This window comes from Stenotrophomonas sp. KH_052 (genome assembly GCF_057838755.1).
On record NZ_CM174475.1, the window covers coordinates 3,506,280 to 3,530,274 of the forward strand.

Genomic DNA, 23,995 nt, shown 5'->3' on the forward strand with positions numbered 1-23,995 from the left:
CCCGCCAGGCCCCTGTGGCCGTACAACCTGACGCTGAACCAGCACCCATCGACTGCCGCCGTTGTGACGCGGTCTGTTGCCGGTTGCCGGTCCTGCTGCAGCCCGGCGACCACGTGCCCGGCCAGTTCCTGTCACGCGACACCCACGGCCGTGCCGTGATGGCGCGCAACGAGGAAGGCTGGTGTGCGGCAATCGATCCGTATCACCTGCGCTGCACGATCTATTCGCAGCGCCCGGCGATCTGCCGCCAGTTCTCGATGGGCGGCGACGACTGCCGCCGCGAGCGGCAGGACTACCTGCGCCAGGCCGAGTCCTGCGCGCTTTCCTCCCCTTCCACCTGACAGGAGCCACCATGCCCCGCAAGGCAAAGACCCCCGCGAAGGCCAGCAACAGCATCCGCAGTGAACGCAAGGGCGCATCCGCCAGCACCGTGGTCAGCAGCGACTCGATCGCTTCGGACCTGGCCGCGTTCCGCAAGAGCGGTGGCAAGATCGAAGTTCTCGGTACCACCTGGGCGCTGAAGAAAGCCAGCTGACCCTCCCCCGACCGCGGCGGCGCTGCCGCCGCGGCCTGCCGGACCGCGCTCAGCGGTCCAGGCGTACCCGTACGCTGCCCGAATGCGATTCGATGCGGATGTCACCGTCACCGCCGCCCAGTCGTGTGTCCAGTCGGCTGCCCGGCCCATAACGCGGCCGCTCGACGTCACCGGCGTCACTGTTGATCGAACCACTGAAGCTGTTCACCGACAGCTGTGCCGACACAGTGCGCGGCAAGCGCAGGTTGACCGATGCACTCACCGACTCGACATTGATGCGGCCACCCGGTGCCAGTCCGGTCGCCGCCAGGTCAATGCCACCGGATACCGTCTCCACCGCCAGCCGCTGGATGCGTCCAGCATCGACATCGACCCGGCCCGATACGGTCTGCGCACCGATATCACCTGACACTCCCCCGCCCGCCTCGATGCGGCCACTGACCGTGTTCACGTCCAGCTGGGGCGTCTGCAGGCGCGCAGTGACATCGCCGCTGACCGTGTTGAGCTTGCTGTCACCACTGCGGCCGGAGGCGACGAGGTTGCCGCTGACCGAGTCGGCCTGCAGGCGGCGCACATCGATGCCGCTGATGTCCTGGTTGGCACTGATGGTGCTCAACCGCAGTTCGACCGCACGAGGCACGTTCAATACCAGCGTGGCGCCGCCATTGTTGTTGCGGTTCGGATACTCGATCTCCCAGCGCACGCGGTTGGCACTCTTCTCCTGCCGCAGCTGCAGGCCATCGCTGAGCGTGCCGGTCAGCTGTACATCGTTGCGGTCCCAGCCGCGCACGGTCACCTTGCCAGCCACGTTGCTCAGCTCGATGCGGCCGCCGGAGGCCACATTGTGGCGCTCATTGATCTGGGTATCGGCCAGCGCCACGGCCGGCACCAGCAACAGGGCCACGCAGCAGGAAATCAAGGGTCGGATCATGGGGGTTCTCCTTCAGGTCGTCAGGCCAGCAGCGGCGGCTTGTGCCGCCTGCCGGGTCAGTTCCAGCCGCAGCGAATAGGTCCGCTTCAGCTGGCCAAGCAGGTGCGGGGCGCGCGGATCCTGCGCCATCGCCGCACGGATCTGGGCCGCACTTTCATCAAGTTCGAGCAGTGCCGGCTGCCACTCCGCCGCACGCCCATCGGGCAACGAGGCTACGGCCTGCCGGTACTGCTCGGTCATTGCCGCCGCCTGCAACTGCAGCGGAGACAACGGCGGTGCATCCGGTGGTGCATGCCGCCACGGCGCCACCGCGTACAGCGCAAGACTGGCGGCCAGTGCAGCACCCACCGGCAACCACCAGCGGCGACGTGGGCGCAGCGGCAGGGCCACCACGTTGTCCGCCGGCGCGGAGTCCGCGGGCGCTTCGCGCGGCGGCAGCTGCGCCGACAGGCGTGCCCAGCCATCGGTGGGTACGCTGCGTTCGGCCGGCAACGCGCGCAGGCGTGCCAGCAGATCGTGGTCGGAATCGTGGTCGTGTGTACTCATGTCATGTCTCCCAGCCGTGCGCGCAACAAGCCGCGCGCACGATGCAACTGTGCCTTGGAACTGCCGACGGCCATCTGCAACTGCTCGGCGATTTCCTGGTGTTTCCAGCCTTCGATGTCGTGCAGTACCAGTACTGCACGTGCCCGTGGTGGCAGCGTCGACAGCGCCCGTTCGAGGTCGCGTTCGGTGCCGGCGCAGCGGTCGTGCACCGCCAGTTCCTGCAACCCTCCGTCCACTTCGTCGAGGCTGTCGTGATCCTGCCCGGCAGCACGCCCACGCAGTTCCATCAGCGCGGCGTTGACGCCCAGGCGATGCAGCCAGGTCGACAGGCTGCTCTCGAAACGGAACCCCGGCAGCGCCTTCCACGCCTGCAGGAACGCTTCCTGCAATGCGTCTTCTGCACGTGCCTGCTGGCCGCCGCACAGCCGCCACAACACGGCGAACACGCGCGGTGCATGGCGCCGGTACAGCAGTTCATAGGCAGCGGTGTCGCCAGCGGCCGCCGCCCGCACCAGAGCGGGTTCGTCGACGGCGTCGTTGGCGGCAGGCGGCGCGGGCATGGTGGTGTCGAGCATATCGCTTGGATGCGGCGACCCTGCAAAAGGTTTAAGGCGGTCGACCGCCAACGTGATGCAACCTTTTCGGCGGCTGCTGCATCCATGGTAGGTCTTTCATGAAAATGCCGTCCGGGAGCCCTGCCATGTCCAGCCCATCCTGCGCCGCCCTGCTGGTGATCGCCGCCTGCGTCGTGCTGCAGGCACTGGGCCTGTCACTGCAGCTGCGTCCCGACAACGGCCGCGCCTGCCTGCAGCAGCATCGCCAGGAACTGGTCTGCCTGGCCTGGACACCCACGGTCGAATCGCCGGCACGCGCCGGGTAACATCAGGGGTTGTTACCGCCACCTGTTTTCGTCCCATGATGTTGTCGCTGAAGGATCACCTGCCGCCCTGGACCCACCCGTGGCTGCATGACGTGGGTATCGCCGTGAAGATCCTGCTGACCCTGCTCGCCGCCTGGCTGGTCAGGGTGCTGGCACGGCGCCTGATCCGCCGCTTCGCCGAGCACTACACACTGCCGCCGGAGATGGCGATGGGCGCGCGCCGGATCAGCAGCTTCGTGGTCTATTTCAGCGCGCTGCTTTACATCCTCAGCCTGCTGGGCGCGTCACCTTCGGTGCTGTGGACTGCGTTCACCGGTTTCGCCGCCGTGGGCGCGGTGGCCTTCTTCGCGGCCTGGAGCGTGCTGTCCAACATTTTCTGCACGCTGCTGATCTTCACCACCCGCCCGTTCCGCCTGCACGATTACATCGAAGTACTGGAGAACGGTGAGAAGCCGGGCCTGAAGGGCCGGGTGATCGACGTGAACCTGATCTACACCACGCTGCAGGAAACCGGCGACGGCCACGAGGGCACGGTGCTGCAGCTGCCGAACAACCTGTTCTTCCAGCGCACGGTGCGCCGCTGGCGTGACCCGGCGCAGGCCCCTGGCGGCATCCAGGGCGACGGCTGAGGGTGGTTTTCGGCAGGGCTGCGCCCTGCACCCGCTACGAGCTGGAGCAACAGCACCAGCAACAGCCGAAGCAACGCCAAAAGCTGGCTTCCTGTGGGATGGCGGGGTGAGTCCGGTGGCGGGAGACGCCGTAAACCCGTCCATGGGGGCTTGGCCGCGGCATCCATGCCGCGGACACTCCCGCCACCGGACCCACCCCGCCTTCGACAGATTTCCGCGATCTGCCGGAACGGCACGGGGTCGGATCCCGTTGCTACGCAACGGGCTCTGATCCCAATTTGACTATCGATATCTGACAGATTTCATCCATGCATGGCGTGGATCTACCAGATCGCGGGAATCTGTCAGAGGTGGGGCGGTGTCGGAGTGCGGGGTGTCCGCGGCATGGATGCCGCGGCCAAGCCCCCATGGACGGGTTCACGGCGTCCCCGCACTCCGACACCGCCCCGCCATCCCACGTAATGCCCGCTTTTGACGTTGAAGTTGACGTTGCTTCGGCAGGTGCAGGGCTGCAAGCCCTGCCGAACAACCTTTACCTCAACTGGCTGTCCTTGCTGCCACGGCGGTTGTAGCCGGCATGCGCCTGCTCTTCGTCGTCATGCACCTGCTGGCACGCCACGCACAGCCGCGCACCCGGCACGGCCTGACGCCGCGCCAACGGGATCGGCGCGTCGCATTCCTCACAATGTTCCAGACCAGGACCCTCGCGCAGCTGGCGCCGCGCGCGGGCGATCGCATCGTCGACGGTGGCGTCGATCTGGTCCTGGACCGCGCCGTCTCCCGCCCAACCGGTGGCCATGGCCATCCTCCGCAGGTGTGTCGCCTGATATGGGGACGATACACCGCAGAGTGAACGGTAGCGCCGGGCAATGACCGGCGGGCCTTCAGCAAGCTGAGCAGAAGGCAGACGGGCCGGATCAGGCCGATTGCGGCTTAATCCCCTCCGTCCCCTTTTTTGCTTACCAGACCAGGTCGTCCGGCACCTGGAACTGGGCGTAGTAGGCGTCGTCTTCGGCGTTGCCGGTGGAGATCTCGGCGGTCGAGCCTGGCTGGCCGTGGTCGACGATGATCGCTTCCGGGGCACGTTCGCGCACCTTTTCGGCGGCAGCGCGCGGCAGCAACGCGTAGCTCTCGCCGTGGGCGACGATGACCAGCACGCCCACCGACAGCGCCTTGCGCAGCTTGGGGTCGATCAGCAGGGTGCGGATCGCCGCGCCATCGCTGAAACGGTACTCGTCGTCGCCCTTGTGGGGCACGGCATGGGCGCTGATGATCTGCTTGGCCTGGGCCTTCTGTTCAGCCTGCTTGGCCTGGGCGTTGCGCTCGGCGGCCAGCGCGCGGTCGCGCTCGATCTTCTCCGCGCGGGTACGTTCAGCCTCACGCTGGACCTCGGCCGAGGTCGATTCGGCCTTGCCCTGGCGGGCCTTGGCCTGCGCGCTGGCGGCAGCGCTGGCCTGCGACTTCTTGGCCAGGCCGGCCTTGAGCAATTGTTCCTGCAGCGCGTTGGGCTTTGCCATGGTCGATGCGTACCGCGTGTAATCTGGAGGCCCCATTCTACCGACGCCCCGCCGCCCCTGCATGGCAGTCCTGAAGTACCTCACCGGCTACCCCGAACCCCTGGTCGCCCAGGTCAGCGAACTGCTGGCGCAGGGCAAGCTCGGCCCCTGGCTGCAGCAGCGCTACCCCGACCCGCATGAAGTGCGCAGCGACCGCCAGCTGTACGACTACACGCAGGATATGAAGGACCGCTACCTGCGCAAATCGGTGCCGCTCAACAAGGTCTGCTACGACAATACGCTGGAAGTCATCAAGCACGCACTGGGCACCCACACCGCCATTTCCCGCGTACATGGTGGCCGCCTCAAGGCCAGTCGTGAAATCCGCATCGCCACCGTGTTCCGGCAGGCGCCGGCCGCGTTCCTGCGCATGATCGTGGTGCACGAGCTGGCGCACCTGAAGGAGGCCGACCACAACAAGGCCTTCTACCAGCTGTGCCAGCACATGGAGCCGGATTACCTGCAGCTGGAGTTCGATACCCGCCTGTACCTGACCGAGCTGGCCAACCGTGGCCAGCGCTGAACCGGCGTTGCGGCTACACTGCGCGCCCCCTGCCTGACCTTTCCGCCATGGAACCGACCCGTCTCGACAAACGCCTGTCCGCCCTGCTCGGCATCCCGCGCGGTGAAGCCCGGCGCTACATCGAAGGCGGCTGGGTCAGCGTCAATGGCGAGGTGGTCGAGCAGCCGCAACGCCCGGTCGACGAGAGTGCGGTGATCGTGGTGGCCGAACAGGCCAGCGATGACAAGGCCGAGCGGGTCACCATGCTGCTGCACAAGCCCGCTGGCGTCGCGGCCGAAGCGCTGTGTGCGTTGATCAGCAGCGACAGCCGCAGCGAACTTGATGCCAGCGGCACCCGCCCGTTGCAGCGCCATTTCCATGGACTGCAGCTGGCTGCCGCGCTTCCGGCCAGCGACAGCGGCCTGGTGGTGGTCAGCCAGGACCCGGCGACGCTCGCCCACCTGCAGCGTAATCTCGGCCGCACCGAGCAGGAATACCTGATCGAAGTGGCTGAAGGCGGACCCGAACGCGGTCCCTGGTTGATGGCGCGGCTGCAGCACGAATCCGGCGGAGCCAAGGTCAGCTGGCAGAGCGAGCAGCGCCTGCGCTTCGCTGGCAAAGGCCTGACCGCCAAGGGCCTGCGCGTGGCGGTCGGCGCCGCGGGGCTGCAGGTTGCCGCAGTGCGCCGCCTGCGCATCGGCCGCGTGGCGCTGGGGCCGCTGCCGCCGGGGCAGTGGCGCTACCTCGGCAGCGACGAGCGGTTCTGACCCCGTCCAGGGTCAGAGCCCTTCCCTGCGACAAGGGGTCTGACCTTTCAACCCTCGGGGTCGGATCCCTTTCCGCGGGAAAGGGCTCTGACCCCATCCACGCATGGCGTGGATCTACGGCGACAGGTCTGTTGGCTTTCATCCACGCATGACGTGGCTCTACCATCGGGGCATGAGCCTGCCCAAGCCCCTGTGGCGACGCCTGCTGCGCGTCACTGCGATCATCATCGCCATCCTGTTGCTGCTGGTCCTGTCCGGCCTGCTGCTGGCCGACCACCTCACCCCGCAGGCGCGTGGCGCGCCCTCGCAGGTGCTGCCACTGCAGCCGGCGCAGACCCGTATCGACCAGCAGATCGTGCCGCTGCAGGCAGCCCATCCCGGGCAATCCGGCGTGGCCTTCCTCAGCGATGGCATGGACGCCTTCGCCGCGCGCGCGATGATCACCTCGCATGCGGGACGCAGCCTCGACCTGCAGTACTACATCTGGCACGACGACCTGATCGGCCATCTGATGGCCAAGGCGCTGTACGACGCCGCCGAGCGCGGCGTGCGCGTGCGGATCCTGCTTGACGACATGAACGCCAAGGACAAGGACGCGTTGATGATGGCGCTCGATGCACACCCGAACATCGAGCTTCGCCTTTACAACCCGTTCCGCAACCGCACGGGCATCGCACGCATGCTGGAGCTGGTGCAACGCGCCTTCAGCGTGAACCACCGCATGCACAACAAGAGCTGGATCGCCGATGGCCGCATCGCGATCGTCGGTGGTCGCAACATCGGCGAGGAATATTTCAGCGCGCGCGACGACGTGAACTTCCAGGACCTGGACCTGGTGGTAGCGGGGCCGGCAGTGCAGCAGGCCAACCAGATCTTCGACGACTACTGGAACAGCAGCGCGGCCATCCCGATTTCCGCGCTGGCGTCATACAACGATGAACAGCTGCGGCAGCTGGTACGGCAGTCGGACCTGGATGCGATGCATGCCAAGGCGCAACCCTATCTGCAGCGCGTGGCCGACTCCCGCCGCCTGCAGCGGCCCAGCCCTGAGCCACTGCACTGGAGCGCGAACGTACGCATCGCTTCCGATCCGCCGATGAAGCACCGCGACGATGATCGCCATGCCTGGCTGGTCAGCACGCTCAGTGACGAGCTGCGCAGCACTCGCCGCAGTGCCTTGCTGATCTCGCCGTATTTCGTGCCTGGCGTGGAAGGCGTGGAGGGATTGGCGGCAATGGCCGCGCGCGGCGCGCAGGTCGGCGTGGTCACCAACTCACTGGCCGCCAACGACGTGGCGGCGGTACACGGCGGCTACATGGGCTATCGCGTGCCGTTGCTGAAGGCCGGCGTGCAGCTGTACGAGCTGAAGGCACACGGCCAGCTGGATGCCAGCCTGTTCGGCAGCAGCGGCGCCAGCCTGCACACCAAGGCGTTCGTGGTCGATGACCGCCGGGGCTTCGTCGGCTCGTTCAACCTCGACCCGCGCTCGGCCTATCTCAATACCGAAATGGGCGTGCTGTTCGATGATCCGGTGCTGGGGGCGCAGCTGCGCGATGAATACCTGCGCCTGGCCGGCCCGGAGCACAGCTGGTGGCTGGCGCTGGGGCGCGATAATGACCTGCGCTGGCTGCAACGGCAGCCGCCACCGCACTGGGTGGAAGCCGAACCCGGTGCCAGCCTCGGCAAGCGCTGGACCGCGCGGGTGATCAGCTGGCTGCCGGTGGAATCGCAGCTGTAGCGCTCAAGGTGCCGTTCCGGCCTCGTCCTGTGCGGCGTCATCCCGCGTCTCCACGCTGCGCCCATGCAGGCGCCGCCAGATCCAGCGCAGCGCATGCGGCGGTGCCGACGGCAGTTGTTCAAGCAGGGCCAGCATGCGGCCCTGGCTGGCATGGCCATGCCGGCACAACAGGCTGGCCGCAGCCGCCGCGCTGGCCAGGCGGAGACTGTCGGCCAGTGGTCCGTCCGCCTCCGGCGCCAGCGCTTGGTGCACCGGCTCAGGCAGTTCCCATGCCGCTGCCACGCGCTGTGCCAACGGCAGCGACCACTGCTGCAGCAGCTGCAGGGCCAGCGCCGGCTCCACAGCTTCTCCGCGTGCCTGGGCTTCCTGCAGCAGCTGGCGCATCACCAGCGCCGCGCCCAGGCCCTGCACCAGACCCAGCCACTGTGCAGCGAAGGCATCACCGAAGGTGACCGTGCGCGCGTGGTCGGCGGCCGCGCGCGAAGCCAGCAGCGCGTGCTCCCAGATGATCGTGCTGAACTGCGGGAACGCATCGCACTGCATCTGCATCACCGGCTGTACCAGCACCGCACTGATGATCTGCCGCACGCCTTCGGTACCGACCAGGGTCACCGCCCGCTGCAGGCTTTCCACCGGTCGCTCGTGCACTTTATAGGCCGGGCTGTTGGCGATGCGCAGCAAATTGCCGGTCAGCACCGGGTCCTGGCCGATGATCGCGGCCATTACCCGTGCCGAGGCGGCATCGTCGTTCACGGTCTGGATCAGCTGCGGCAGCAGTTGCGGACGGCGTGGCAGCTGCCGGGTGGCCCAGTCGCGGTCCTGCAGCGCGCGTGCCACCGCTTCCCCCAACGCCGGATCCTGTACCGGCGCCGGCTCACCGGCCAGCCGCGGGTACAACGCCAACGCGTGCAGGCCGCGCTGCAGATGTGCGGCAATCTCCGCAGACGGCAGGGCTTCACCCTGCAGGCTGGCCGCTGCAGCCGCCACGGCCTGTCGCGATGCCGCTGCAAGGCGGGACGGTGCAGCCCCGGTCGAGCGCGCCAGCCAGCCGCGCAGCGATCGCCACCAGGCCGGCGTCATCGCCGCCCGCCTTGTCGTTGTGGTGCCCGTGCCGTCACTGACTGCCCTGCCTCTTCACACGAATCCGGCGACCCGCCGTCGTCGCAGCATCGGCCGCACTTTCATCTTCTTTAACCGGAAGGCTGCCGATGTCGACGGCACCGGCCGGGGGAATGGACTAGAATGGCGCCGCGCGACCCGTCCCCCTGCACCGACGACGTCGCTTTTTTTGTTTTGGGACCCTACCGTTCACTGGCCGTTCGCTGCAGTTCGCCGCTGTTCGCGCCATCGGAGACGCCATGCTATTCGAAACCCTCGCCACCACCGGCCACGAACAGGTGGTGTTCTGCCACAACCACGACGCCGGCCTGCAGGCGATCATCGCCATCCACAACACCACCCTGGGCCCGGCCCTGGGCGGCGTGCGCATGCGTCCCTACGCCAGCACCGACGAGGCACTGGCTGACGTGCTGCGGCTGAGCCGGACGATGACCTACAAGAATGCGCTGGCCGGCCTCAACGTGGGTGGCGGCAAGGCCGTGATCATCGGCGACCCGAAGGTGGACAAGACAGAAGTTCTGTTCCGTGCCTTCGGCCGCTATGTCGATTCGCTCGGTGGGCGCTACATCACTGCCGAGGACGTCGGCACCGACGTCAACGACATGGAGAACATCTACCTGGAGAGCCAGTTCGTGACCGGCGTGCACCAGGTCCATGGCGGCTCCGGCGATCCGGCGCCCTTCACCGCCTACGGTGCGCTGCAGGCGCTGATGGCGGCGATGCGCTTCAAGTTCGGCCATGAGGAAGTGGGCAAGACCAGCATCGCGGTGCAGGGCCTGGGCCACATCGGCATGGAACTGGTGAAGCTGCTTCGCGATCGCGGTGCCAAGCTGTATGTCACCGATCTGGACAGCGCGCTGGTTGATCGCGCGGTCAGCGATTTCGGCGCCGAAGCAGTCAAGCCGGACGAGATCCACGAGGTGAACGCCGATGTGTTCGCACCGTGCGCCCTGGAAGGTGCGATCAATGCCGACACCCTGCCGCGGATCAAGGCGAAGATCATCTGTGGCACCGCCAACAACCAGCTGTCGAGCCTGGAGATCGGCGACGAGCTGCATGCGCGCGGCATCCTGTATGCGCCGGACTATGCGGTCAACGCCGGCGGCGTGATGAACGTGTCGCTGGAGATCGATGGCTACAACCGCGAACGCGCGATGCGCCTGATCCGCAGCATCTACCACAACCTCACCCGCATCTTCGAACTGTCGCAGCGCGAGAACATCGCGCCGCAGCGGGCGGCCGACCGCATCGCCGAGAGCCGCATCCTGTCGATCGGCAAGCTGAAGATGCCGCTGGGCCGCAGCACCCCGCGTCTGGGCAACCTGCGCGGCGGCTGAGCCTGCCGTGGTCGCGCCGGGCCTGACCCGGCGCGACCCGTCCTTCAGAAGCCGGTGCTGTAGCGCAATGCTGCCTGCCGCGCGCCTTCGCCACCGATGCGCTGGTCGAAGCCCAGGCTCAGACGGCCATTGCGGCCCCACCACGATTCCAGCGCCACACCGAACAGCGCACTGCCGCGTGGCGCATCCCAGCCGGCCAGCGGCGCCCAGGCATCGACGCCGACGAAACTGGCCTGCCAGTCCGCGTCGCGTGCATCCAAGCGCTGTTGCCATTCGGCATGACCACGCACGGTCCAGCGTCCCCACCCACGTTCACCACGCAGGCCGGCCAGCACCTGACTGCGTTGCACACGGTTGGCATCACCGCGCAGGCCGAAGCCGAACCCGCCCAATTCGTTGAACGCATCGGTATCGACGCGGGTGCTGCTGGCCCCCAGATACGGCGTCAACGATGCCCCTGCGCGACCGAAGCGATAACCGCCTTCGACGCTGGCACTGCTGAAACGGCCACCGTAGCGTGCAGACACGCCATACGCGCCAGCGCCCAGCAGCAGCTGGCGGTCCAGCGCGCGGGTGAACTGACCGCTGCCGAACTGGGCCAGTGCATAACCACGCCCAAGGTTCCAGCCGGCATACAGCTGCGCCTGTGCCTGCCGGTCGCGGCCACGATCACCACCGAAGCTGCTGCCACCGTTGCTGCGGGTCTCGCCGAAGGCCACGCCCATCAATCCGTTGCTGCCCAGCGGCAGATCCTGGCCCGCCATCCAGCCGTGGCTGTCGGCGGTGTTGCCGGCGAAGCTGCCCTGCCCGGCCTCGCCCAGCGCGCTCTGCCAGGTGCCGCGCAGCCGCGGTGCAGCCTGCACGCGATCGAAGCGCTCGGCGATCGCGCGCCGCGACATGTCGATGCTGTCGAAGGTGGCCGACTCGGCCCTCGCGTGCGCTTGCCCGGACAGGCTCTGCAGGCTGGCGGCCAAACCTTCGCTGCCGCCGCCGGTCCTCTGCAGCGCACCGGCCGCCGTGCCAAACGCCGATCCCTGCAGGCCAGCATTGCGGTCGAGTGCAGCGAACGCCCCTTCCAGGCGCTGCGCCGCAGCCTGCGCAGAGACACCCAGGCCAGTGGCCGCTGCACTCACGCTCACCTGTGTCAGGTTCAACCAGGCGTTGTTGCTGTCATAGCCATAGCTGCTCTGCAGCAGGCTGACACCGTCCAGGCCGCTTGATGTCGCCGGGGTGCTGAAAGTGCCGCTCAGGCTGCCCACCGCATGGATCAGATCCTGGCGGGCACCGTTCTGCGGCACGTAGCCGGTGACAACGCCGTGCACGCGCACTCCGCCGTCGATCTTCGCATTGCCGGTGACCTGCAGGGCCTTGGCACCGAGTGCGATCATCAGCTGCGCGCCGGCTTGCTGGGTATAGTCACCCTCGATGGTGCCAGTGGTGTTGCCGGTGGTCAGGAACACGCTGCTGCCATTGATCACATTGCCGATCACGCGGGGCGTGCCGCCATTGAACTGCAGGCCGGTCGAATCCGGATCGGACTGGCCGAGGATGGTCACGTTGGAACGGATCACGCCACCGTTCTGCAGCGACAGGATGCCGCGTTCGATGCGGGTGGCACCGGTGTAGCTGTTGTTGCCGGCCAGCACCAGGGTGCCCCCGCCCTGCTTGACCAGCCCGCCGCTGCCGACGATATCGTTGCTCCACAGCGAACCGGTCGAGGCAACATCCACATTGGCTACAACGTCACCCCAGTCGAAGCGACCTGGGCCCTTGATCGCACGACCGATGTCGAGCAGGCCGTAGCCGAACACCGCATCCACGCCGGGCGCGCCGATGTCCTTGGCGGTGCCTAGCAGGGTCTGCCGCACCAGGTTGTTGTCGAAGTACGGGTAGCGCTGCCAGACCAGGGCGGCCGCGCCGGAAATCAATGGCGCCGCGAACGAGGTGCCGTAGTTCCAGTAGTAGCTGCCGCCATTGGCATCGGGATAGACCGCGCTGCCCGGTGCCGCCAGGCAGTAGCGCGCTGCCTGGCCGCAGGCGTTGGCGTAGCTGGCACGTGCGCCGGGCGTGTACGGATCGACCGCGGTCGCCACCAGCCAGCCGCGCTCCAGATCGGCCGCAGGCAGTGAGCCGGCCACGCCCTTCTGGCTGGGCAGGGCGGCCAGGCTGCTCGGTTCGCTGCGGCCATCATTGCCGGCAGCGAACACCACCAGGCCACCGTGGCTGATCACGAACGGCCGGTACTCGGCAGCGACCTGCGCGGTGGTCGGCAGGTCGGTCCAGTACAGGCCGCCCCATGAGTTGTTCATCACCTTCACGTTGTAGCTGATCAGGTCCTGGTGGACCTGGGCCACGCCCAGCGGGCCGCTGAAGGCATTGCCCTGGCCACTGCCGTCATCGGTCGGCGGCTTGTCGGAAATGATCCGTGCCGAGACGATCTGCGCACCCGGCGCGATGCCGCCCGGCCAGGAGCCCACCGCTGCGCCGGCGGCCAGGCTGGCCACCGCGGTGCCATGGCCGACCACGTCGTCAACGCCCAGATTGTTCCTGGCCGGATCGATGTAGTTGAAGTTGGCCAGCACCCGTCCATTCAGGGCCACCGCATTGCGCTGCACGCCCGAGTCAACGATACCGATGCGCACACCCTGCCCCGTCAGTCCGGTGGCCTGTGCGGCACGCGCGTTGGTGACTGCCAGATGCGCATCAAACGTCGGCTCCTGCGGTTTGGCCGGCGGTGGCGTAGTGGGTGGGGGTGGCGTCGGCGGCGTGGGCGTGGCCGGCGGCGGATCGACGCGCACGTTGCTGCCGCCCCCACCGCCGCCACAGGCCGTCAGCGCCATCGCCAGCGCAGTTGCCAGGACAGACCTCACCATCGTCGTGCGTTCCATCGATTCCTTCCCATGAACGTTGGCCTGCCTTCATCCTGGCAGGCATGCGGCGGCGCCCAGCGGCCGCCCTCCCCGACCCTCTATACTTGGGCCGACCCCCACGCAGTCTGCCGGGAAACCGCGGCGCTTCCAACGGCCCCCGGTCTCCTTTCCGAACATTGCTTACGCATCAACGAGATTGCCATGTCCAACATCGTCATCGCCGCCGCCAAGCGCACCGCCATCGGCTCCTTCCTCGGCCAGTTCACCGGCGTGCCGACACCCACCCTCGGCGCGGCCGCCATCGCCGCCGCCCTGGAACAATCGGGTGTCCCGGCCAGCGACGTTTCCGAAGTCCTGATGGGCTGCGTGCTGCCGGCCAACCTCGGCCAGGCGCCCGCCCGCCAGGCCGCGATCGCTGCCGGCATCCCGCTGTCGGTCGGTGCCACCACCCTCAACAAGGTGTGCGGCTCGGGCATGAAGACCATCATGCTCGGCCATGACCTGATCAAGGCCGGCTCGGCCCGCATCGTGGTCGCCGGCGGCATGGAGTCGATGTCCAATGCGCCGCACATGCTGCCGAACTCGCGCACGGGCAACCGCTTCGGCAACTTCCAGGCAGTCGACCACATGGCCCACGATGGGCTGGTCAACGCCTACGACGGCAAGGCGATGGGTGAGTTCGCCGAGTGCGCCGTGGACAAGTACCAGTTCAGCCGCGAAGAGCAGGACGCCTACGCCATCGAATCGGTCAAGCGCGCGCAGGCCGCACAGGCCAACGGCGCGTTCGCCGATGAAATCGTCGCGGTGAAGGTCGCCACCCGCAAGGGCGAGGTCGAGGTCGCCACCGACGAGCAGCCGGGCCGCTCGGACATCGCCAAGATCCCGACCCTGCGCCCGGCCTTCAAGAAGGACGGCAGCGTGACCGCCGCCAGTTCCTCCAGCATCTCCGACGGCGCTGCTGCAGTGGTCCTGCTGACCGAGGAAGATGCAGCCGCACGCGGCATCACCCCGCTGGCGCGCATCGTCGGCCACGCGACCCATTCGCAGGAACCGGAGTGGTTCACCACCGCCCCGATCGGCGCGCTGCACACGCTGCTGGACAAGACCGGCTGGTCGCTGGACCAGGTCGACCTGTTCGAAATCAACGAGGCTTTTGCCGTGGTCGCAATGGCGCCGATGCGCGAACTGGGCATCCCGCACGACAAGCTCAACGTGAATGGCGGTGCCTGCGCTTTGGGCCATCCGATCGGTGCCTCCGGTGCACGCCTGGTGGTGACCCTGGTCAACGCCCTGCGCACGCGCGGTGGCAAGCGCGGCATTGCCACCCTGTGCATCGGCGGCGGCGAAGCAACCGCAATCGCCATCGAATTGATTTAAAAAGATTTAACGATGATTTCGCAAAAATGAATGCGGGATCGCTTGACACCCAATCTTGGCTTGTCATCATGTTGTCGGCGCGCAGCATGCGCGTTGCCTAATTCTAACGACGAGGATTTACACAATGAGCATCAACAAGCTGCTGGTCGCGATGTCCCTGGCTCTGGCCCTGGCCGCCTGCTCGAAGCAGGAAGCTGCCCAGGACGCCGCTGCTTCGGCCAACGAAGCCGCCACCGAAGCCCAGGCTGCTGCCGACCAGGCCGCCGCTGCTGGCGCCCAGACCGCCGACGCTGCCCAGCAGGCCGCTGACACCGCCGCCACCGCTGCTGACGCTTCGGTTGACGCTGCTGCCCAGGCTGGCGCTGCTGCCACCGACGCCGCTGCCGGCGCCGCTGCTGACGCTGCCAAGGCTGCTGAAGGCACCGCTGAGAAGGCCAAGGACGCTGCTGAAGAAGCCAAGAAGTAATAACTTCTTTCTTCACGCTGTTCTGGAAAAGCCGCTGGTTCGCCAGCGGCTTTTTCTTTTCCCGAATGCGCGCGACTGAGCCGCTGCATCGCGACCCCGTCTTCACAACGGCATGAATAGGCTGGCGTCCCCATCCATTGCAGTACCGGAGACCGCCATGAAAATTCGTCCGATCACCACCACCCTGCTGGCCGCCTCCCTGCTGCTGGCCCTGGCCGCCTGCAAGGGCCCGGAAGCCGAACAGGCCAAGCAGGATGCACAGCAGGCCGCCGACAGCGCTGGCGCTGCCGCCCGCGACGCCGTCGACAAGGCTGCGGCTGCCACCCGCGAAGCCGCCGACAAGACCGCCGCCGCCTCCGAGCAGGCCGCCGCCGATACCCAGCAGGCGCTGGACAAGGCAGCAGACGCTACCGCCAACGCTGCCGACAAGGCCAAGGACGCTGCAACCGACGCCGCCGCACACGCCAGCGACGCCACCGCCAACGCCGCGCAGAAGGTTGCCGACAAGGCCCGCGATGTCGCCAACGACGCGAAGAGCAACGCGGCCAAGGAAGAAGCCAAGCACTAACTGTTCGTTCGCCGGGCATGGCCCGGCGCTACCGGCCAGCCGAGCATCGGCTCGGCTCCACAGGAAAAGCCGCGGCACTGCCGCGGCTTTTCTGCTTTTCGCTTTTTCTGTTGATTCCGTGGTGTGCCGCCCACGGAAATTGTCCCGGCCGCGCGGGTGGGTTGCGCAGGGGCGTGAGCCGCATGGATGCGGCGACCGAGCTTACATGGACGTACTTGCAGCGCCCCCTGCGCAACCCACCCGCGCGGCCCGCTCACGACGCAGACTCCGCGCCGCCCACCACGAGGGGCTCCGCCGTTGGCCGCCTCCTACGGCAGCGCGCGCGCCAGCATCGCCGACAGATCCAGCCCCACCGGCAGCGTCCCGAATGCCAGCCCATGCTCTCCTTCCAACCGGCTGCGCACGAACGCCTCCGCCATCGGGCTGTGCGCACGCAGCAGCAATGCCGCCTGCAGCAGCAGCGCAGTGCGCTCGCAGAACAGCCGCGCCTGCGACTCGTCCGGCGGCGCCGCCGCTGCCCAGCGCTGCAATGCCGCTGCATAGTGCGCATCCCGGTCGGCCACCGACGCCAGTTCCGTGCGCAGTGCCTCCAGCGCCTCCGGCTCACGCGCCAGCGCGCGCAGTACGTCCAGGCACTGGATGTTGCCGCTGCCCTCCCAGATCGAATTCAACGGTGCCTGCCGGTACAAGCGCGGCAGCATCGACTCTTCCACATAGCCCGCGCCACCCAGGCATTCCTGCGCCTCGTTGACGAAGCCCGCCGCACGCTTGCAGACCCAGTACTTGCCCAGCGCCGTACCCACCCGCGCCAGCGCCGCCTCTTTGGCGTCCACACCGGCACGGTCCACTGCACGCGCGATGCGCATCGACAGCACCGTGGCCGCCTCCGACTCCAGCGCCAGGTCGGCCAGCACGTTGGCCATCAGCGGGTGCTCCACCAGCATCTTGCCGAACGTGCGCCGATGGCGTGCATGGTGCAGCGCCTGCGCCAAGGCCATGCGCATCTCCGCCGCCGCGCCGAGCATGCAGTCCAGGCGGGTCATCATCACCATGCCGATGATGGTGGCCACGCCGCGCCCCTCCTCGCCCACGCGCCATGCCTGCGCACCGCAGAACTCGACCTCGCTGGACGCGTTGGCCCAGTCACCGAGCTTGTCCTTCAGCCGCATCAGCCGGAACGCATTGCGGTCGCCATCGGCCAGCCGGCGCGGCATCAGCAGGCAGGTCAATCCCCCCGGTGCCTGTGCCAGCACCAGAAAGCCATCGCACATCGGTGCCGAAAAGAACCACTTGTGGCCAACCAGCCGGTAACGCTCGCCATCAATCGGTTCGGCCCGCGTGCTGTTGGCACGGACATCCGAACCGCCCTGCTTCTCGGTCATGCCCATGCCGAGGGTAATGCCGGCCTTGTCCGTTGCCGGTACATCGCGCGGGTCGTAGACCGGCGCGGCAGCCTTGCGCGCCCACTCGGCCAGGTGCGGCTGCGACTGCAGCACCGCCACCGCTGCGTGGGTCATGGTCAGTGGGCAACTGGTGCCGGCCTCGGCCTGGTGGTGCAGGTAGCTCAGCGCCGCCCGCGCGACATGTGCGCCGGGCTGTGGCTCGTGCCAGGACAATCCAGCAACGCCGTGCGACTTCGCCGTACCCATCAGCTGGTGATAGGCCGGATGGAACTCCACCGTATCGATGCGGTGGCCCTGCGCATCGTGCGTGCGCAGGCGCGGGCGATCGCGGTTGGCATCGAAGCCGAGCCGGTACAGCTCATCACCGGCCAGCGCGCCGTACACCGCCAACCGCGGCGCGAAGCTGCCGGCGCCTTCGCGTTGCACCGCCTCCATCAACGCCACATCATCGGTCCACAGCTGGCGGCCGGCAAACGGGGGTGGCTGGTTGAGCACCACATGGGTTTCGAAGGGCGCATTGCTGCTGAAGCTCGGTCCACTCATCCGGTCCATCCTGGCGGCAAGAAGTGTGCGTCCCGATTGTGCCGCATCGCCCGCCAAGCCCGCGTTCAGGCCGATTCTCACCCCGTGCACGAAGCGCGCGCCACAGTGATCGCATGGCAGGCAACGACGATCTGGTGGTACTGCGCCCAGAAGGGCTGTACTGCGCCGCGGGTGATTTCCATATCGATCCCTGGCGGCCGGTGCCGCGCGCGGTCATCACCCATGGCCATGGCGACCACGCCCGCCCGGGCATGGGCGAATACCACTGCAGCAAAGGCAGCCTGCCGATCCTGCGCTGGCGGCTCGGTGATGTGCCGGTGCAGGCGCATGCCGAAGGTCTGCCCTTCCAGCTCGGCCGGGTGCAGGTGTCGCTGCATCCGGCCGGCCATGTACTCGGTTCGTCGCAGGTGCGCATCGATGACGGCGAGCAGGTCTGGGTAGCCTCCGGCGATTACAAGCGCCAGCCTGATCCCACCTGCACGCCGTTCGAAGTGGTGCCCTGCGATACCTTCATCACCGAGGCCACCTTTGCCTTGCCGATCTACCGCTGGCCGGACACCCCCGCAGTCGCTGCAGAGATCGTCGCCTGGCGCCGCGAATGCGAGCAGCGCGGCGAGGCCGCGATCCTGCTCTGCTATGCCCTGGGCAAGGCGCAGCGGGTGCTGGCTGAACTGCTGCCGCTGGATGATCGCCCGGCCTGGCTGCACGGCGCCATAGCCAATGGCGTGGCGGTCTACCGGCAGGCCGGCGTACCGATGCTGGAGACGCTCGCCGTGGCCGAACAGGGCCGCCAGCCGGACGCGGCGGGCCAGTTGATCCTCGCCCCACCCTCGGCCGCGGGCACACCATGGATGCGCCGCTTCGGCCGCCACCAGCTGGGTTTCGCCTCGGGCTGGATGCAACTGCGCGGCAACCGCCGCCGCCGCAATGTCGATCGCGGTTTCGTCATTTCCGACCACGCCGATTGGCCCGCACTGCTGCAGACCATCGAACAGACCGGCGCGCAGCGGGTAATCGCCACCCACGGCAATACCGATGCATTGATCCCCTACCTGCGCGAGCGCGGCGTGGCTGCCGAAGCCTTCCGTACCGATTTCGGGAGTGAGGAATGAAGGCCTTCGCCGTGCTCTACCAGCGCCTGGACCGCAGCACCGCGACACTGGACAAGCGTGCGGCGCTGGTCGACTACTTCCGCCACGCGCGTGCGCATGATGCGGCGTGGGCGCTGTACCTGCTCAGCGGCGGCAAAGTGGGCGGTGCACGCCGGAAGATCGCCGCCAGTGGCGAACTGCGCGCCTGGATTGCCGAAGAATCAGCGCTGCCACCGTGGCTGGTCGAAGACAGCTATGCCCAGGTCGGAGACCTGGCCGAGACACTGACCCTGCTGCTGGATGATCCAGCGCAGCCTTCGCTCGACCGGCCATTGGCCGAATGGATCGAACAGCACCTGCTGGCCGTGGCCAACCAGCCCGAACCGGTACGCCGCGAGGCGGTGGTCTCGGGCTGGCAGCAGCTGTGCAGCCGCGAACGCCTGGTGTTCAACAAACTGCTGACCGGCGCCCTGCGCGTGGGTGTTTCGCAGCGTCTGGTGCAGCAGGCGCTGGCCGAATGGTCCGGCCTGGACATCGCGCGCATCGCCCAGCGCATGCTCGGCGACTGGGTGCCCTCACCCGGGCTGCTGGGCCAGCTGTTGTCGCCGGACGAGCTGCCACTGGACCGGCAACAGCCCTACCCGTTCTTCCTCGCCTCGCCACTGGAAGGCGCTCCCGGCGATCGCCTCGGTCCCGTCGACGACTGGCTGCTGGAATGGAAATGGGATGGCATCCGCCTGCAACTGCTGCGCCGGCGTGGCGAAGTGGCACTGTGGTCACGCGGCGAGGAACGCCTGGACGGCCGCTTCCCCGAGATCGAACAGGCGGCGATGGGCCTCCCCGATGGCTGCGTGCTGGACGGCGAGCTGCTGGCCTGGGATGAGGCCACCGGCCTGCCGCGCGCCTTCACCGCGCTGCAGACCCGCATCCAACGGCGCAAGCCCGGTGCGGCGACGTTGCGCAACACACCGGTACGGGTGCTGGCCTACGACCTGCTTGAACAAGAGGGCGCGGATCTGCGCGGACTGCCGTTGCAGCAACGGCGCATACGCCTCGCCGAAGTCATCGGCGCACTGGGCGACACGCGTATCCAGCTCTCGCCCGAAGTTCCCGCCGATGACTGGTCGCAGGCTGCAGCACTGCGGGAAGCAGCACGCGAGCGTGGTGTCGAAGGATTGATGGTGAAGCGGCGCGCATCGGCTTACCAGTCCGGACGACGACGTGGCGACTGGTGGAAATGGAAAGTCGATCCACTCACCATCGATGCCGTGCTGTTGTACGCGCAGGCGGGACACGGGCGGCGCAGCACGCTGTACACCGACTACACTTTCGGGATCTGGGACGGCGACACGCTGGTGCCAGTAGCCAAGGCTTACTCGGGTCTGGACGACAAGGAGATCCTTGCCCTCGATCGCTGGATCCGCGCCAACACGCGTGAGCGCTTCGGGCCTGTACGCAGCGTGCGCGCCGAACAGGTATTCGAACTCGGATTCGAAGCGGTCAACCGCAGCAGCCGGCACAAGTCCGGCATCGCCGTGCGTTTTCCGCGCATCCTGCGCTGGCGGCACGACAAACCGGCCAGTGAGGCCGACCAGCTGGCCACCCTGCAGGCGCTGGCACGATGACCCGCAGCGAGGCGCTGCGCCGGCTGGAAGACTGGTTCGCGGCGCGAGGCTGGCGCTCACTGCCGTTCCAGCGCGCGATGTGGCGGCATTACCTGGCAGGAGAATCCGGCCTGCTGCACACACCCACCGGCAGCGGCAAGACACTGGCGATGTTCGGCGGCCCCTTGCTGCAGGCGATGATCGATCCGCCGCCGCTCCGCCGCGCCAGTTCAGTGCGTCCGCTGCAGGTGCTGTGGGTCACGCCCTTGCGCGCATTGGCCAGCGATACTGCACGTGCACTGCAGACCGTGGTCGATGGACTGGGACTGGGCTGGCGCGTCGGGCTGCGCAGTGGCGACGCCAGCAGCCACGAACGCCGACAGGCACGCGAGGGCCGTGTCGATGTGCTGGTGACTACGCCGGAATCATTGGCGCTGCTGCTGAGCTATCCGGATACGCTGCCGCGCATGCGCCAGCTGCGCTGCGTGGTGGTGGACGAATGGCACGAACTGCTGGGCAACAAGCGCGGCGTGCTGCTGCAGTTGAACCTGGCGGTGCTGCGCGGCGCCGCCCCCGCGCTGCAGCTGTGGGGGCTGTCGGCCACGCTGGGCAATCTTGCCCAGGCGCGCGACGTGCTGCTGCCCGACCGTCCGGACGCACCGACCGTGCAAGGCGTCCGCCCGCGCCCGATCACGGTACGCAGCCTGCTGCCCGAACCGGGCGAACGTTTTCCGTGGGCGGGGCATCTTGGCCTTGCACAGCTGCCGCGTGTGCTGGACGCGCTGATGCAGGCGCGCAGCAGCCTGTTGTTCACCAACACCCGCGCGCAGGCCGAACTGTGGCACCAGGCGTTGGCCGCGGTCTGGCCGGAAGACCCGCAAACGCTGGCGCTGCACCACGGCTCGCTGGATCCGGCGCTGCGCCAGCAGGTGGAGGACGGCCTGCGTGCAGGCGCCCTGCGCTGCGTCGTCGCCACATCCAGCCTCGACCTGGGCGTGGATTTTCCGGAGGTCGAACAGGTGCTGCAGCTGGGCAGCCCGAAGGGCGTGGCACGCCTGCGGCAACGCGCAGGCCGCGCGCGCCATCGTCCCGGTACCAGCGGCGCTGTCCTGTGCATTCCCAGCCACGCGCTGGAACTGGCCGAGTACGCGGCCGTGCGCCGCGCGTTGCGTGAAGGCGTGGTCGAAGCACGGCGACCGCCGACGCTGTCGCTGGATGTACTGGCCCAGCATGCGGTCAGCCGCGCGCTCGCCGGCGGCTTCGACAGCGATGCGTTGCTGGCGCAGGTACGACGCACCCATGCCTTCGCCGCACTTGCTGATGATCAGTGGCAGGCGGTGCTGACATTCATCGTGCAGGGCGGCCAGGCGTTGGCCCAGTACCCCGATTTCCACAAGGTGGTGCAGGACGCCGATGGCCACTACCGCATGCATGATCGCCGCCAGGCGCTGCGCCACCGGTTGTCGATCGGCACCATCAGCAGCGATGGCAGCGTTCGCGTGCAGTTCCTGCGCGGCGGAGGCCTGGGCGCGGTGGAGGAACAGTTCGCCAGCCGTCTGCGCCGCGGTGATCGTTTCCAGTTCGCGGGCCGCCTGCTTGAGCTGGTGCAGCTGCGCGACATGACCGCCTTCGTGCGGCTGGCGCGCGGAGCTGGCGACGGCGTTGTGCCGCGCTGGCAGGGTGGCCAACTGCCGTTGTCGATGGCGCTCGGGCACGAACTGGAAGCGGTCCTGTCAGGGGCCGACGCGAGTGCCGAATCACGCTGGCTGGCACCGCTGCTGGCACTGCAGGAGCAGCTGTCCGCACTTCCGGGGCAGGACCGCCTGCTGGTGGAGGAGGTGCGGCGCCGTGAGGGCCAGTTCCTGTTCGTGTTTCCGTTTGCCGGCCGTCACGTTCACGAGGCACTGGCCGCACTGCTGGCGTTGCGCCTCACGCGCCGGCAGCGCAACAGCATCGGCTATGCGGTGAACGACCACGGCCTGGTGCTGGCACCGGCACAGGCGGTCGATCTGGACGCGCAGCAGTGGCTGGCCCTGTTCACCACCGATCAACTGCTCGATGACCTGCGTGCAGCGGTGAACCTCGGTGAGCTGGCGCGTCGGCAGTTCCGCGGCATCGCGCGCGTGGCCGGCCTGCTGGTGCCGAGCCTGCCAGGCGGCATGCCGCGTTCGCTGCGCCAGTTGCAGGCCTCGGCGGGCCTGCTGTACGACGTGTTGCGCGAGCACGATCCCGACCATCTGCTGCTGGCATTGGCCGAACACGAAGTGCTGCACGACAGCCTGGACCTTCCCGGACTGCAGCAGGTACTGGCGAAGATCGGCACAAAGTCCCTTTCGGTGCAGCGCCCTTCATCACTCACGCCTTTGGGGTTCCCGCTGTGGGCCGAGCGGCTGCGCGGGCAGTTCAGCAACGAAGACTGGCGGACCCGCGTGCAGCGCGCCGCACACCAGCTGGAGCGTCGCCATGGCCGATGAACTGCCACTGCTGCTGGCCGGCGAGCCGATGATTATTGCCGGCACGCGCGCACTGTACTGGCCGGCGCGGCAGGCGCTGCTGATCGCCGACCTGCACCTGGGCAAGGCTGATGTGTTCCGCCGCGCGGGGATCGCGCTGCCGAGCGGCGGCACTTCGGAAGACCTGCAGCGACTGCAGGTGTTGCTGGACGAGCATGCCTGTCGCGAACTGTGGATTCTCGGCGACATCCTGCATGGGCCAGCGCATCGCGCAGCGTGGTACCAGCAGTGGCTGGGCTGGCGCGAACGGAATGCCAGGCTGGACGTTCATGTGCTGCGCGGCAATCACGACCGTCAGCTGCCGCATGCCCAACTGCAGGTGCAGATCCACGAGGAAGCGCGACTGCCGCCATTCCTGCTCCGCCATGAACCAACACCGGATGCGGCGTTGCACGTGATCGCGGGGCATCTGCATCCGCAGGTTGCATTGCCTTCGCTGCGCCGCCGCTTTCCCGCCTTCTGGCTGCGCGAGCGGATCACGGTCCTGCCCGCGTTCTCCGCGTTCACCGCTGGCATCGTTCCTGCACCGGCACGCGGCGAGCGCATGCTGGCCTGCGTGGAAGGCAGCCTGGTGCAACTGCCAGCGCCATGACTCAGGCCGGGCGGATGTCCAGCTCCGGCATCACGCGGAAATCCGGCGTGTCATCGTCACGCCGCCGCGGCAGTGCCCGGATCGCCGCAAGCATCTCCTGCGCACAGGCGCGGATACGCGCGTGATGCTCCTGCGATGCGTGGCTGATCAGGCTGCCGACATGGAACTCGAACACGTCCTCCAGTACGTCGGGCTGGTCCTCGTGCAGCATCTGCAGCAGACCGCGCAGCTTGCAGATTTCCGATTCCAGCTCTTCGACCGCGAACAACATGGCGTCCTCCTCTTCAACATCGGGCGGCACATCCGGGCCGCAACAGGCTGCAACGGCAGGACCGCCCGGGCCACGCGCGATGTTGATCACGGAAAGGAAAACGGGCGACGCGACGTTTGCGTGCTCCCTTCTTGTCGCATATCCGCAGTGAGGCAAC

24 protein-coding genes are annotated in these 23,995 nt (G+C 67.7%); 15 read left to right on the forward strand and 9 right to left on the reverse strand.

Translation table 11 applies throughout. The features are described 5' to 3' along the window. Nucleotides 1–83: 83 nt before the first annotated feature. Together AC3ITW_RS16190 and AC3ITW_RS16195 are read left to right on the forward strand one after the other, a co-directional pair. The gene (locus AC3ITW_RS16190; protein ID WP_032971993.1) at nt 84–341 is read left to right on the forward strand and encodes a YkgJ family cysteine cluster protein; all 258 of its coding nucleotides are present in this window, start codon (nt 84–86) and stop codon (nt 339–341) included. A gap of 11 nt (nt 342–352) precedes the next feature. Next, a complete protein-coding gene (locus AC3ITW_RS16195) occupies nt 353–535 on the forward strand; it encodes a hypothetical protein (RefSeq protein WP_012511788.1) in 183 nt (60 codons plus the stop codon). Between the two features lie 49 nt (nt 536–584). Here the strand turns inward: AC3ITW_RS16195 and AC3ITW_RS16200 are convergent, their stop codons facing one another. Genes AC3ITW_RS16200 through AC3ITW_RS16210 form a run of 3 tightly spaced genes read right to left on the reverse strand, consistent with a single transcriptional unit; the run spans nt 585 to nt 2,587 of the window. After that, nucleotides 585–1,466, reverse strand: a complete 882-nt coding sequence (locus tag AC3ITW_RS16200; protein ID WP_006382648.1) for a DUF4097 family beta strand repeat-containing protein — start codon at nt 1,464–1,466, stop codon at nt 585–587. Nucleotides 1,467–1,478: 12 nt separating this feature from the next. Beyond that, a complete protein-coding gene (locus tag AC3ITW_RS16205; protein WP_489389726.1) occupies nt 1,479–2,012 on the reverse strand; it encodes a hypothetical protein in 534 nt (177 codons plus the stop codon). Continuing rightward, on the reverse strand, nt 2,009–2,587 hold the full coding sequence (locus tag AC3ITW_RS16210) for an RNA polymerase sigma factor (protein ID WP_012511790.1): 579 nt from the start codon (nt 2,585–2,587) through the stop codon (nt 2,009–2,011). Before AC3ITW_RS16210 ends, AC3ITW_RS16205 begins: the two co-directional genes overlap by 4 nt. A 125-nt stretch (nt 2,588–2,712) precedes the next feature. Here AC3ITW_RS16210 and AC3ITW_RS16215 point away from each other — a divergent pair, with 125 nt between their 5' ends. Together AC3ITW_RS16215 and AC3ITW_RS16220 are read left to right on the forward strand one after the other, a co-directional pair. Continuing rightward, nucleotides 2,713–2,892, forward strand: a complete 180-nt coding sequence (locus AC3ITW_RS16215; RefSeq protein ID WP_006382703.1) for a hypothetical protein — start codon at nt 2,713–2,715, stop codon at nt 2,890–2,892. 35 nt (nt 2,893–2,927) lie between these two features. After that, the gene (locus AC3ITW_RS16220; RefSeq protein ID WP_081307622.1) at nt 2,928–3,521 is read left to right on the forward strand and encodes a mechanosensitive ion channel family protein; all 594 of its coding nucleotides are present in this window, start codon (nt 2,928–2,930) and stop codon (nt 3,519–3,521) included. 532 nt (nt 3,522–4,053) lie between these two features. Here AC3ITW_RS16220 and AC3ITW_RS16225 read toward each other — a convergent pair. Together AC3ITW_RS16225 and AC3ITW_RS16230 are read right to left on the reverse strand one after the other, a co-directional pair. Beyond that, entirely contained in the window at nt 4,054–4,320 is a 267-nt protein-coding gene (locus AC3ITW_RS16225; RefSeq protein ID WP_012511791.1) for a DksA/TraR family C4-type zinc finger protein, read from the reverse strand. A gap of 160 nt (nt 4,321–4,480) precedes the next feature. Next, nucleotides 4,481–5,038 carry a DUF2058 domain-containing protein gene (locus AC3ITW_RS16230; protein ID WP_032969603.1) on the reverse strand — a complete coding sequence of 186 codons (558 nt, stop codon included), beginning with the start codon at nt 5,036–5,038 and terminating at the stop codon, nt 4,481–4,483. A 61-nt stretch (nt 5,039–5,099) separates the two neighbouring features. Here AC3ITW_RS16230 and AC3ITW_RS16235 point away from each other — a divergent pair, with 61 nt between their 5' ends. The 3 genes from AC3ITW_RS16235 (at nt 5,100) to AC3ITW_RS16245 (ending at nt 8,084) form a co-directional block, all read left to right on the forward strand. Further along, nucleotides 5,100–5,600 carry a M48 family metallopeptidase gene (locus AC3ITW_RS16235; RefSeq protein WP_012511793.1) on the forward strand — a complete coding sequence of 167 codons (501 nt, stop codon included), beginning with the start codon at nt 5,100–5,102 and terminating at the stop codon, nt 5,598–5,600. A gap of 47 nt (nt 5,601–5,647) precedes the next feature. Beyond that, nucleotides 5,648–6,346: an RNA pseudouridine synthase gene (locus tag AC3ITW_RS16240; protein WP_012511794.1), complete on the forward strand. Its 699-nt coding sequence runs from the start codon at nt 5,648–5,650 to the stop codon at nt 6,344–6,346. 148 nt (nt 6,347–6,494) lie between these two features. After that, nucleotides 6,495–8,084 carry a phospholipase D family protein gene (locus AC3ITW_RS16245; RefSeq protein ID WP_154354795.1) on the forward strand — a complete coding sequence of 530 codons (1,590 nt, stop codon included), beginning with the start codon at nt 6,495–6,497 and terminating at the stop codon, nt 8,082–8,084. Nucleotides 8,085–8,087: 3 nt separating this feature from the next. Here AC3ITW_RS16245 and AC3ITW_RS16250 read toward each other — a convergent pair whose 3' ends face one another. After that, entirely contained in the window at nt 8,088–9,164 is a 1,077-nt protein-coding gene (locus AC3ITW_RS16250; RefSeq protein WP_489389727.1) for an HDOD domain-containing protein, read from the reverse strand. A gap of 278 nt (nt 9,165–9,442) precedes the next feature. On the opposite strand from AC3ITW_RS16250, the gene AC3ITW_RS16255 reads away from it, so the two are divergent. Beyond that, on the forward strand, nt 9,443–10,540 hold the full coding sequence (locus tag AC3ITW_RS16255; RefSeq protein ID WP_004153019.1) for a Glu/Leu/Phe/Val dehydrogenase dimerization domain-containing protein: 1,098 nt from the start codon (nt 9,443–9,445) through the stop codon (nt 10,538–10,540). Nucleotides 10,541–10,584: 44 nt separating this feature from the next. Here AC3ITW_RS16255 and AC3ITW_RS16260 read toward each other — a convergent pair whose 3' ends face one another. Beyond that, nucleotides 10,585–13,428, reverse strand: a complete 2,844-nt coding sequence (locus AC3ITW_RS16260) for a S8 family serine peptidase (RefSeq protein WP_489389728.1) — start codon at nt 13,426–13,428, stop codon at nt 10,585–10,587. A gap of 183 nt (nt 13,429–13,611) precedes the next feature. Here AC3ITW_RS16260 and AC3ITW_RS16265 point away from each other — a divergent pair, with 183 nt between their 5' ends. The 3 genes from AC3ITW_RS16265 to AC3ITW_RS16275 all read left to right on the forward strand — a co-directional run bounded on the left by AC3ITW_RS16265 (nt 13,612) and on the right by AC3ITW_RS16275 (nt 15,821). Then, complete coding sequence (locus tag AC3ITW_RS16265) at nt 13,612–14,787, forward strand: thiolase family protein (protein WP_012511797.1); 1,176 nt, start codon at nt 13,612–13,614, stop codon at nt 14,785–14,787. Between the two features lie 124 nt (nt 14,788–14,911). Continuing rightward, the gene (locus AC3ITW_RS16270) at nt 14,912–15,253 is read left to right on the forward strand and encodes a hypothetical protein (RefSeq protein WP_004153024.1); all 342 of its coding nucleotides are present in this window, start codon (nt 14,912–14,914) and stop codon (nt 15,251–15,253) included. Between the two features lie 157 nt (nt 15,254–15,410). Then, nucleotides 15,411–15,821: a hypothetical protein gene (locus AC3ITW_RS16275; RefSeq protein WP_004153031.1), complete on the forward strand. Its 411-nt coding sequence runs from the start codon at nt 15,411–15,413 to the stop codon at nt 15,819–15,821. Nucleotides 15,822–16,129: 308 nt separating this feature from the next. On the opposite strand, the gene AC3ITW_RS16280 is transcribed toward AC3ITW_RS16275, so the two are convergent. After that, a complete protein-coding gene (locus tag AC3ITW_RS16280; protein ID WP_489389729.1) occupies nt 16,130–17,767 on the reverse strand; it encodes an isovaleryl-CoA dehydrogenase in 1,638 nt (545 codons plus the stop codon). Between the two features lie 113 nt (nt 17,768–17,880). On the opposite strand from AC3ITW_RS16280, the gene AC3ITW_RS16285 reads away from it, so the two are divergent. Genes AC3ITW_RS16285 through pdeM form a run of 4 tightly spaced genes read left to right on the forward strand, consistent with a single transcriptional unit; the run spans nt 17,881 to nt 23,567 of the window. After that, nucleotides 17,881–18,879 carry a ligase-associated DNA damage response exonuclease gene (locus AC3ITW_RS16285; RefSeq protein WP_006382707.1) on the forward strand — a complete coding sequence of 333 codons (999 nt, stop codon included), beginning with the start codon at nt 17,881–17,883 and terminating at the stop codon, nt 18,877–18,879. After that, on the forward strand, nt 18,876–20,483 hold the full coding sequence (locus AC3ITW_RS16290) for an ATP-dependent DNA ligase (RefSeq protein WP_448123308.1): 1,608 nt from the start codon (nt 18,876–18,878) through the stop codon (nt 20,481–20,483). The genes AC3ITW_RS16285 and AC3ITW_RS16290 overlap by 4 nt, the downstream gene beginning before the upstream one ends. Further along, nucleotides 20,480–22,936, forward strand: a complete 2,457-nt coding sequence (locus AC3ITW_RS16295; protein WP_489389730.1) for a ligase-associated DNA damage response DEXH box helicase — start codon at nt 20,480–20,482, stop codon at nt 22,934–22,936. Before AC3ITW_RS16290 ends, AC3ITW_RS16295 begins: the two co-directional genes overlap by 4 nt. Continuing rightward, nucleotides 22,926–23,567 (forward strand): ligase-associated DNA damage response endonuclease PdeM, encoded by a 642-nt coding sequence (pdeM, locus tag AC3ITW_RS16300; protein WP_448123310.1) that lies wholly within the window; start codon nt 22,926–22,928, stop codon nt 23,565–23,567. Before AC3ITW_RS16295 ends, pdeM begins: the two co-directional genes overlap by 11 nt. 1 nt (nt 23,568) lies before the next feature. Here pdeM and AC3ITW_RS16305 read toward each other — a convergent pair whose 3' ends face one another. Further along, nucleotides 23,569–23,838, reverse strand: a complete 270-nt coding sequence (locus AC3ITW_RS16305) for a hypothetical protein (RefSeq protein WP_046985809.1) — start codon at nt 23,836–23,838, stop codon at nt 23,569–23,571. Nucleotides 23,839–23,995 lie beyond the last annotated feature (157 nt).

Coding starts and splice junctions, on each gene's coding strand:
- AC3ITW_RS16210 (WP_012511790.1), bottom strand. CDS start 2,587: ATGCTCGACACCACCATGCCCGCGCCGCCTGCCGCCAACGACGCCGTC.
- AC3ITW_RS16290 (WP_448123308.1), top strand. CDS start 18,876: ATGAAGGCCTTCGCCGTGCTCTACCAGCGCCTGGACCGCAGCACCGCG.
- AC3ITW_RS16245 (WP_154354795.1), top strand. CDS start 6,495: ATGACGTGGCTCTACCATCGGGGCATGAGCCTGCCCAAGCCCCTGTGG.
- AC3ITW_RS16265 (WP_012511797.1), top strand. CDS start 13,612: ATGTCCAACATCGTCATCGCCGCCGCCAAGCGCACCGCCATCGGCTCC.
- AC3ITW_RS16225 (WP_012511791.1), bottom strand. CDS start 4,320: ATGGCCACCGGTTGGGCGGGAGACGGCGCGGTCCAGGACCAGATCGAC.
- AC3ITW_RS16280 (WP_489389729.1), bottom strand. CDS start 17,767: ATGAGTGGACCGAGCTTCAGCAGCAATGCGCCCTTCGAAACCCATGTG.
- AC3ITW_RS16295 (WP_489389730.1), top strand. CDS start 20,480: ATGACCCGCAGCGAGGCGCTGCGCCGGCTGGAAGACTGGTTCGCGGCG.
- AC3ITW_RS16200 (WP_006382648.1), bottom strand. CDS start 1,466: ATGATCCGACCCTTGATTTCCTGCTGCGTGGCCCTGTTGCTGGTGCCG.
- AC3ITW_RS16260 (WP_489389728.1), bottom strand. CDS start 13,428: ATGGAACGCACGACGATGGTGAGGTCTGTCCTGGCAACTGCGCTGGCG.
- AC3ITW_RS16235 (WP_012511793.1), top strand. CDS start 5,100: ATGGCAGTCCTGAAGTACCTCACCGGCTACCCCGAACCCCTGGTCGCC.
- AC3ITW_RS16230 (WP_032969603.1), bottom strand. CDS start 5,038: ATGGCAAAGCCCAACGCGCTGCAGGAACAATTGCTCAAGGCCGGCCTG.
- AC3ITW_RS16270 (WP_004153024.1), top strand. CDS start 14,912: ATGAGCATCAACAAGCTGCTGGTCGCGATGTCCCTGGCTCTGGCCCTG.
- AC3ITW_RS16250 (WP_489389727.1), bottom strand. CDS start 9,164: ATGACGCCGGCCTGGTGGCGATCGCTGCGCGGCTGGCTGGCGCGCTCG.
- pdeM (WP_448123310.1), top strand. CDS start 22,926: ATGGCCGATGAACTGCCACTGCTGCTGGCCGGCGAGCCGATGATTATT.
- AC3ITW_RS16305 (WP_046985809.1), bottom strand. CDS start 23,838: ATGTTGTTCGCGGTCGAAGAGCTGGAATCGGAAATCTGCAAGCTGCGC.
- AC3ITW_RS16255 (WP_004153019.1), top strand. CDS start 9,443: ATGCTATTCGAAACCCTCGCCACCACCGGCCACGAACAGGTGGTGTTC.
- AC3ITW_RS16240 (WP_012511794.1), top strand. CDS start 5,648: ATGGAACCGACCCGTCTCGACAAACGCCTGTCCGCCCTGCTCGGCATC.
- AC3ITW_RS16220 (WP_081307622.1), top strand. CDS start 2,928: ATGATGTTGTCGCTGAAGGATCACCTGCCGCCCTGGACCCACCCGTGG.
- AC3ITW_RS16215 (WP_006382703.1), top strand. CDS start 2,713: ATGTCCAGCCCATCCTGCGCCGCCCTGCTGGTGATCGCCGCCTGCGTC.
- AC3ITW_RS16285 (WP_006382707.1), top strand. CDS start 17,881: ATGGCAGGCAACGACGATCTGGTGGTACTGCGCCCAGAAGGGCTGTAC.
- AC3ITW_RS16275 (WP_004153031.1), top strand. CDS start 15,411: ATGAAAATTCGTCCGATCACCACCACCCTGCTGGCCGCCTCCCTGCTG.
- AC3ITW_RS16195 (WP_012511788.1), top strand. CDS start 353: ATGCCCCGCAAGGCAAAGACCCCCGCGAAGGCCAGCAACAGCATCCGC.
- AC3ITW_RS16205 (WP_489389726.1), bottom strand. CDS start 2,012: ATGAGTACACACGACCACGATTCCGACCACGATCTGCTGGCACGCCTG.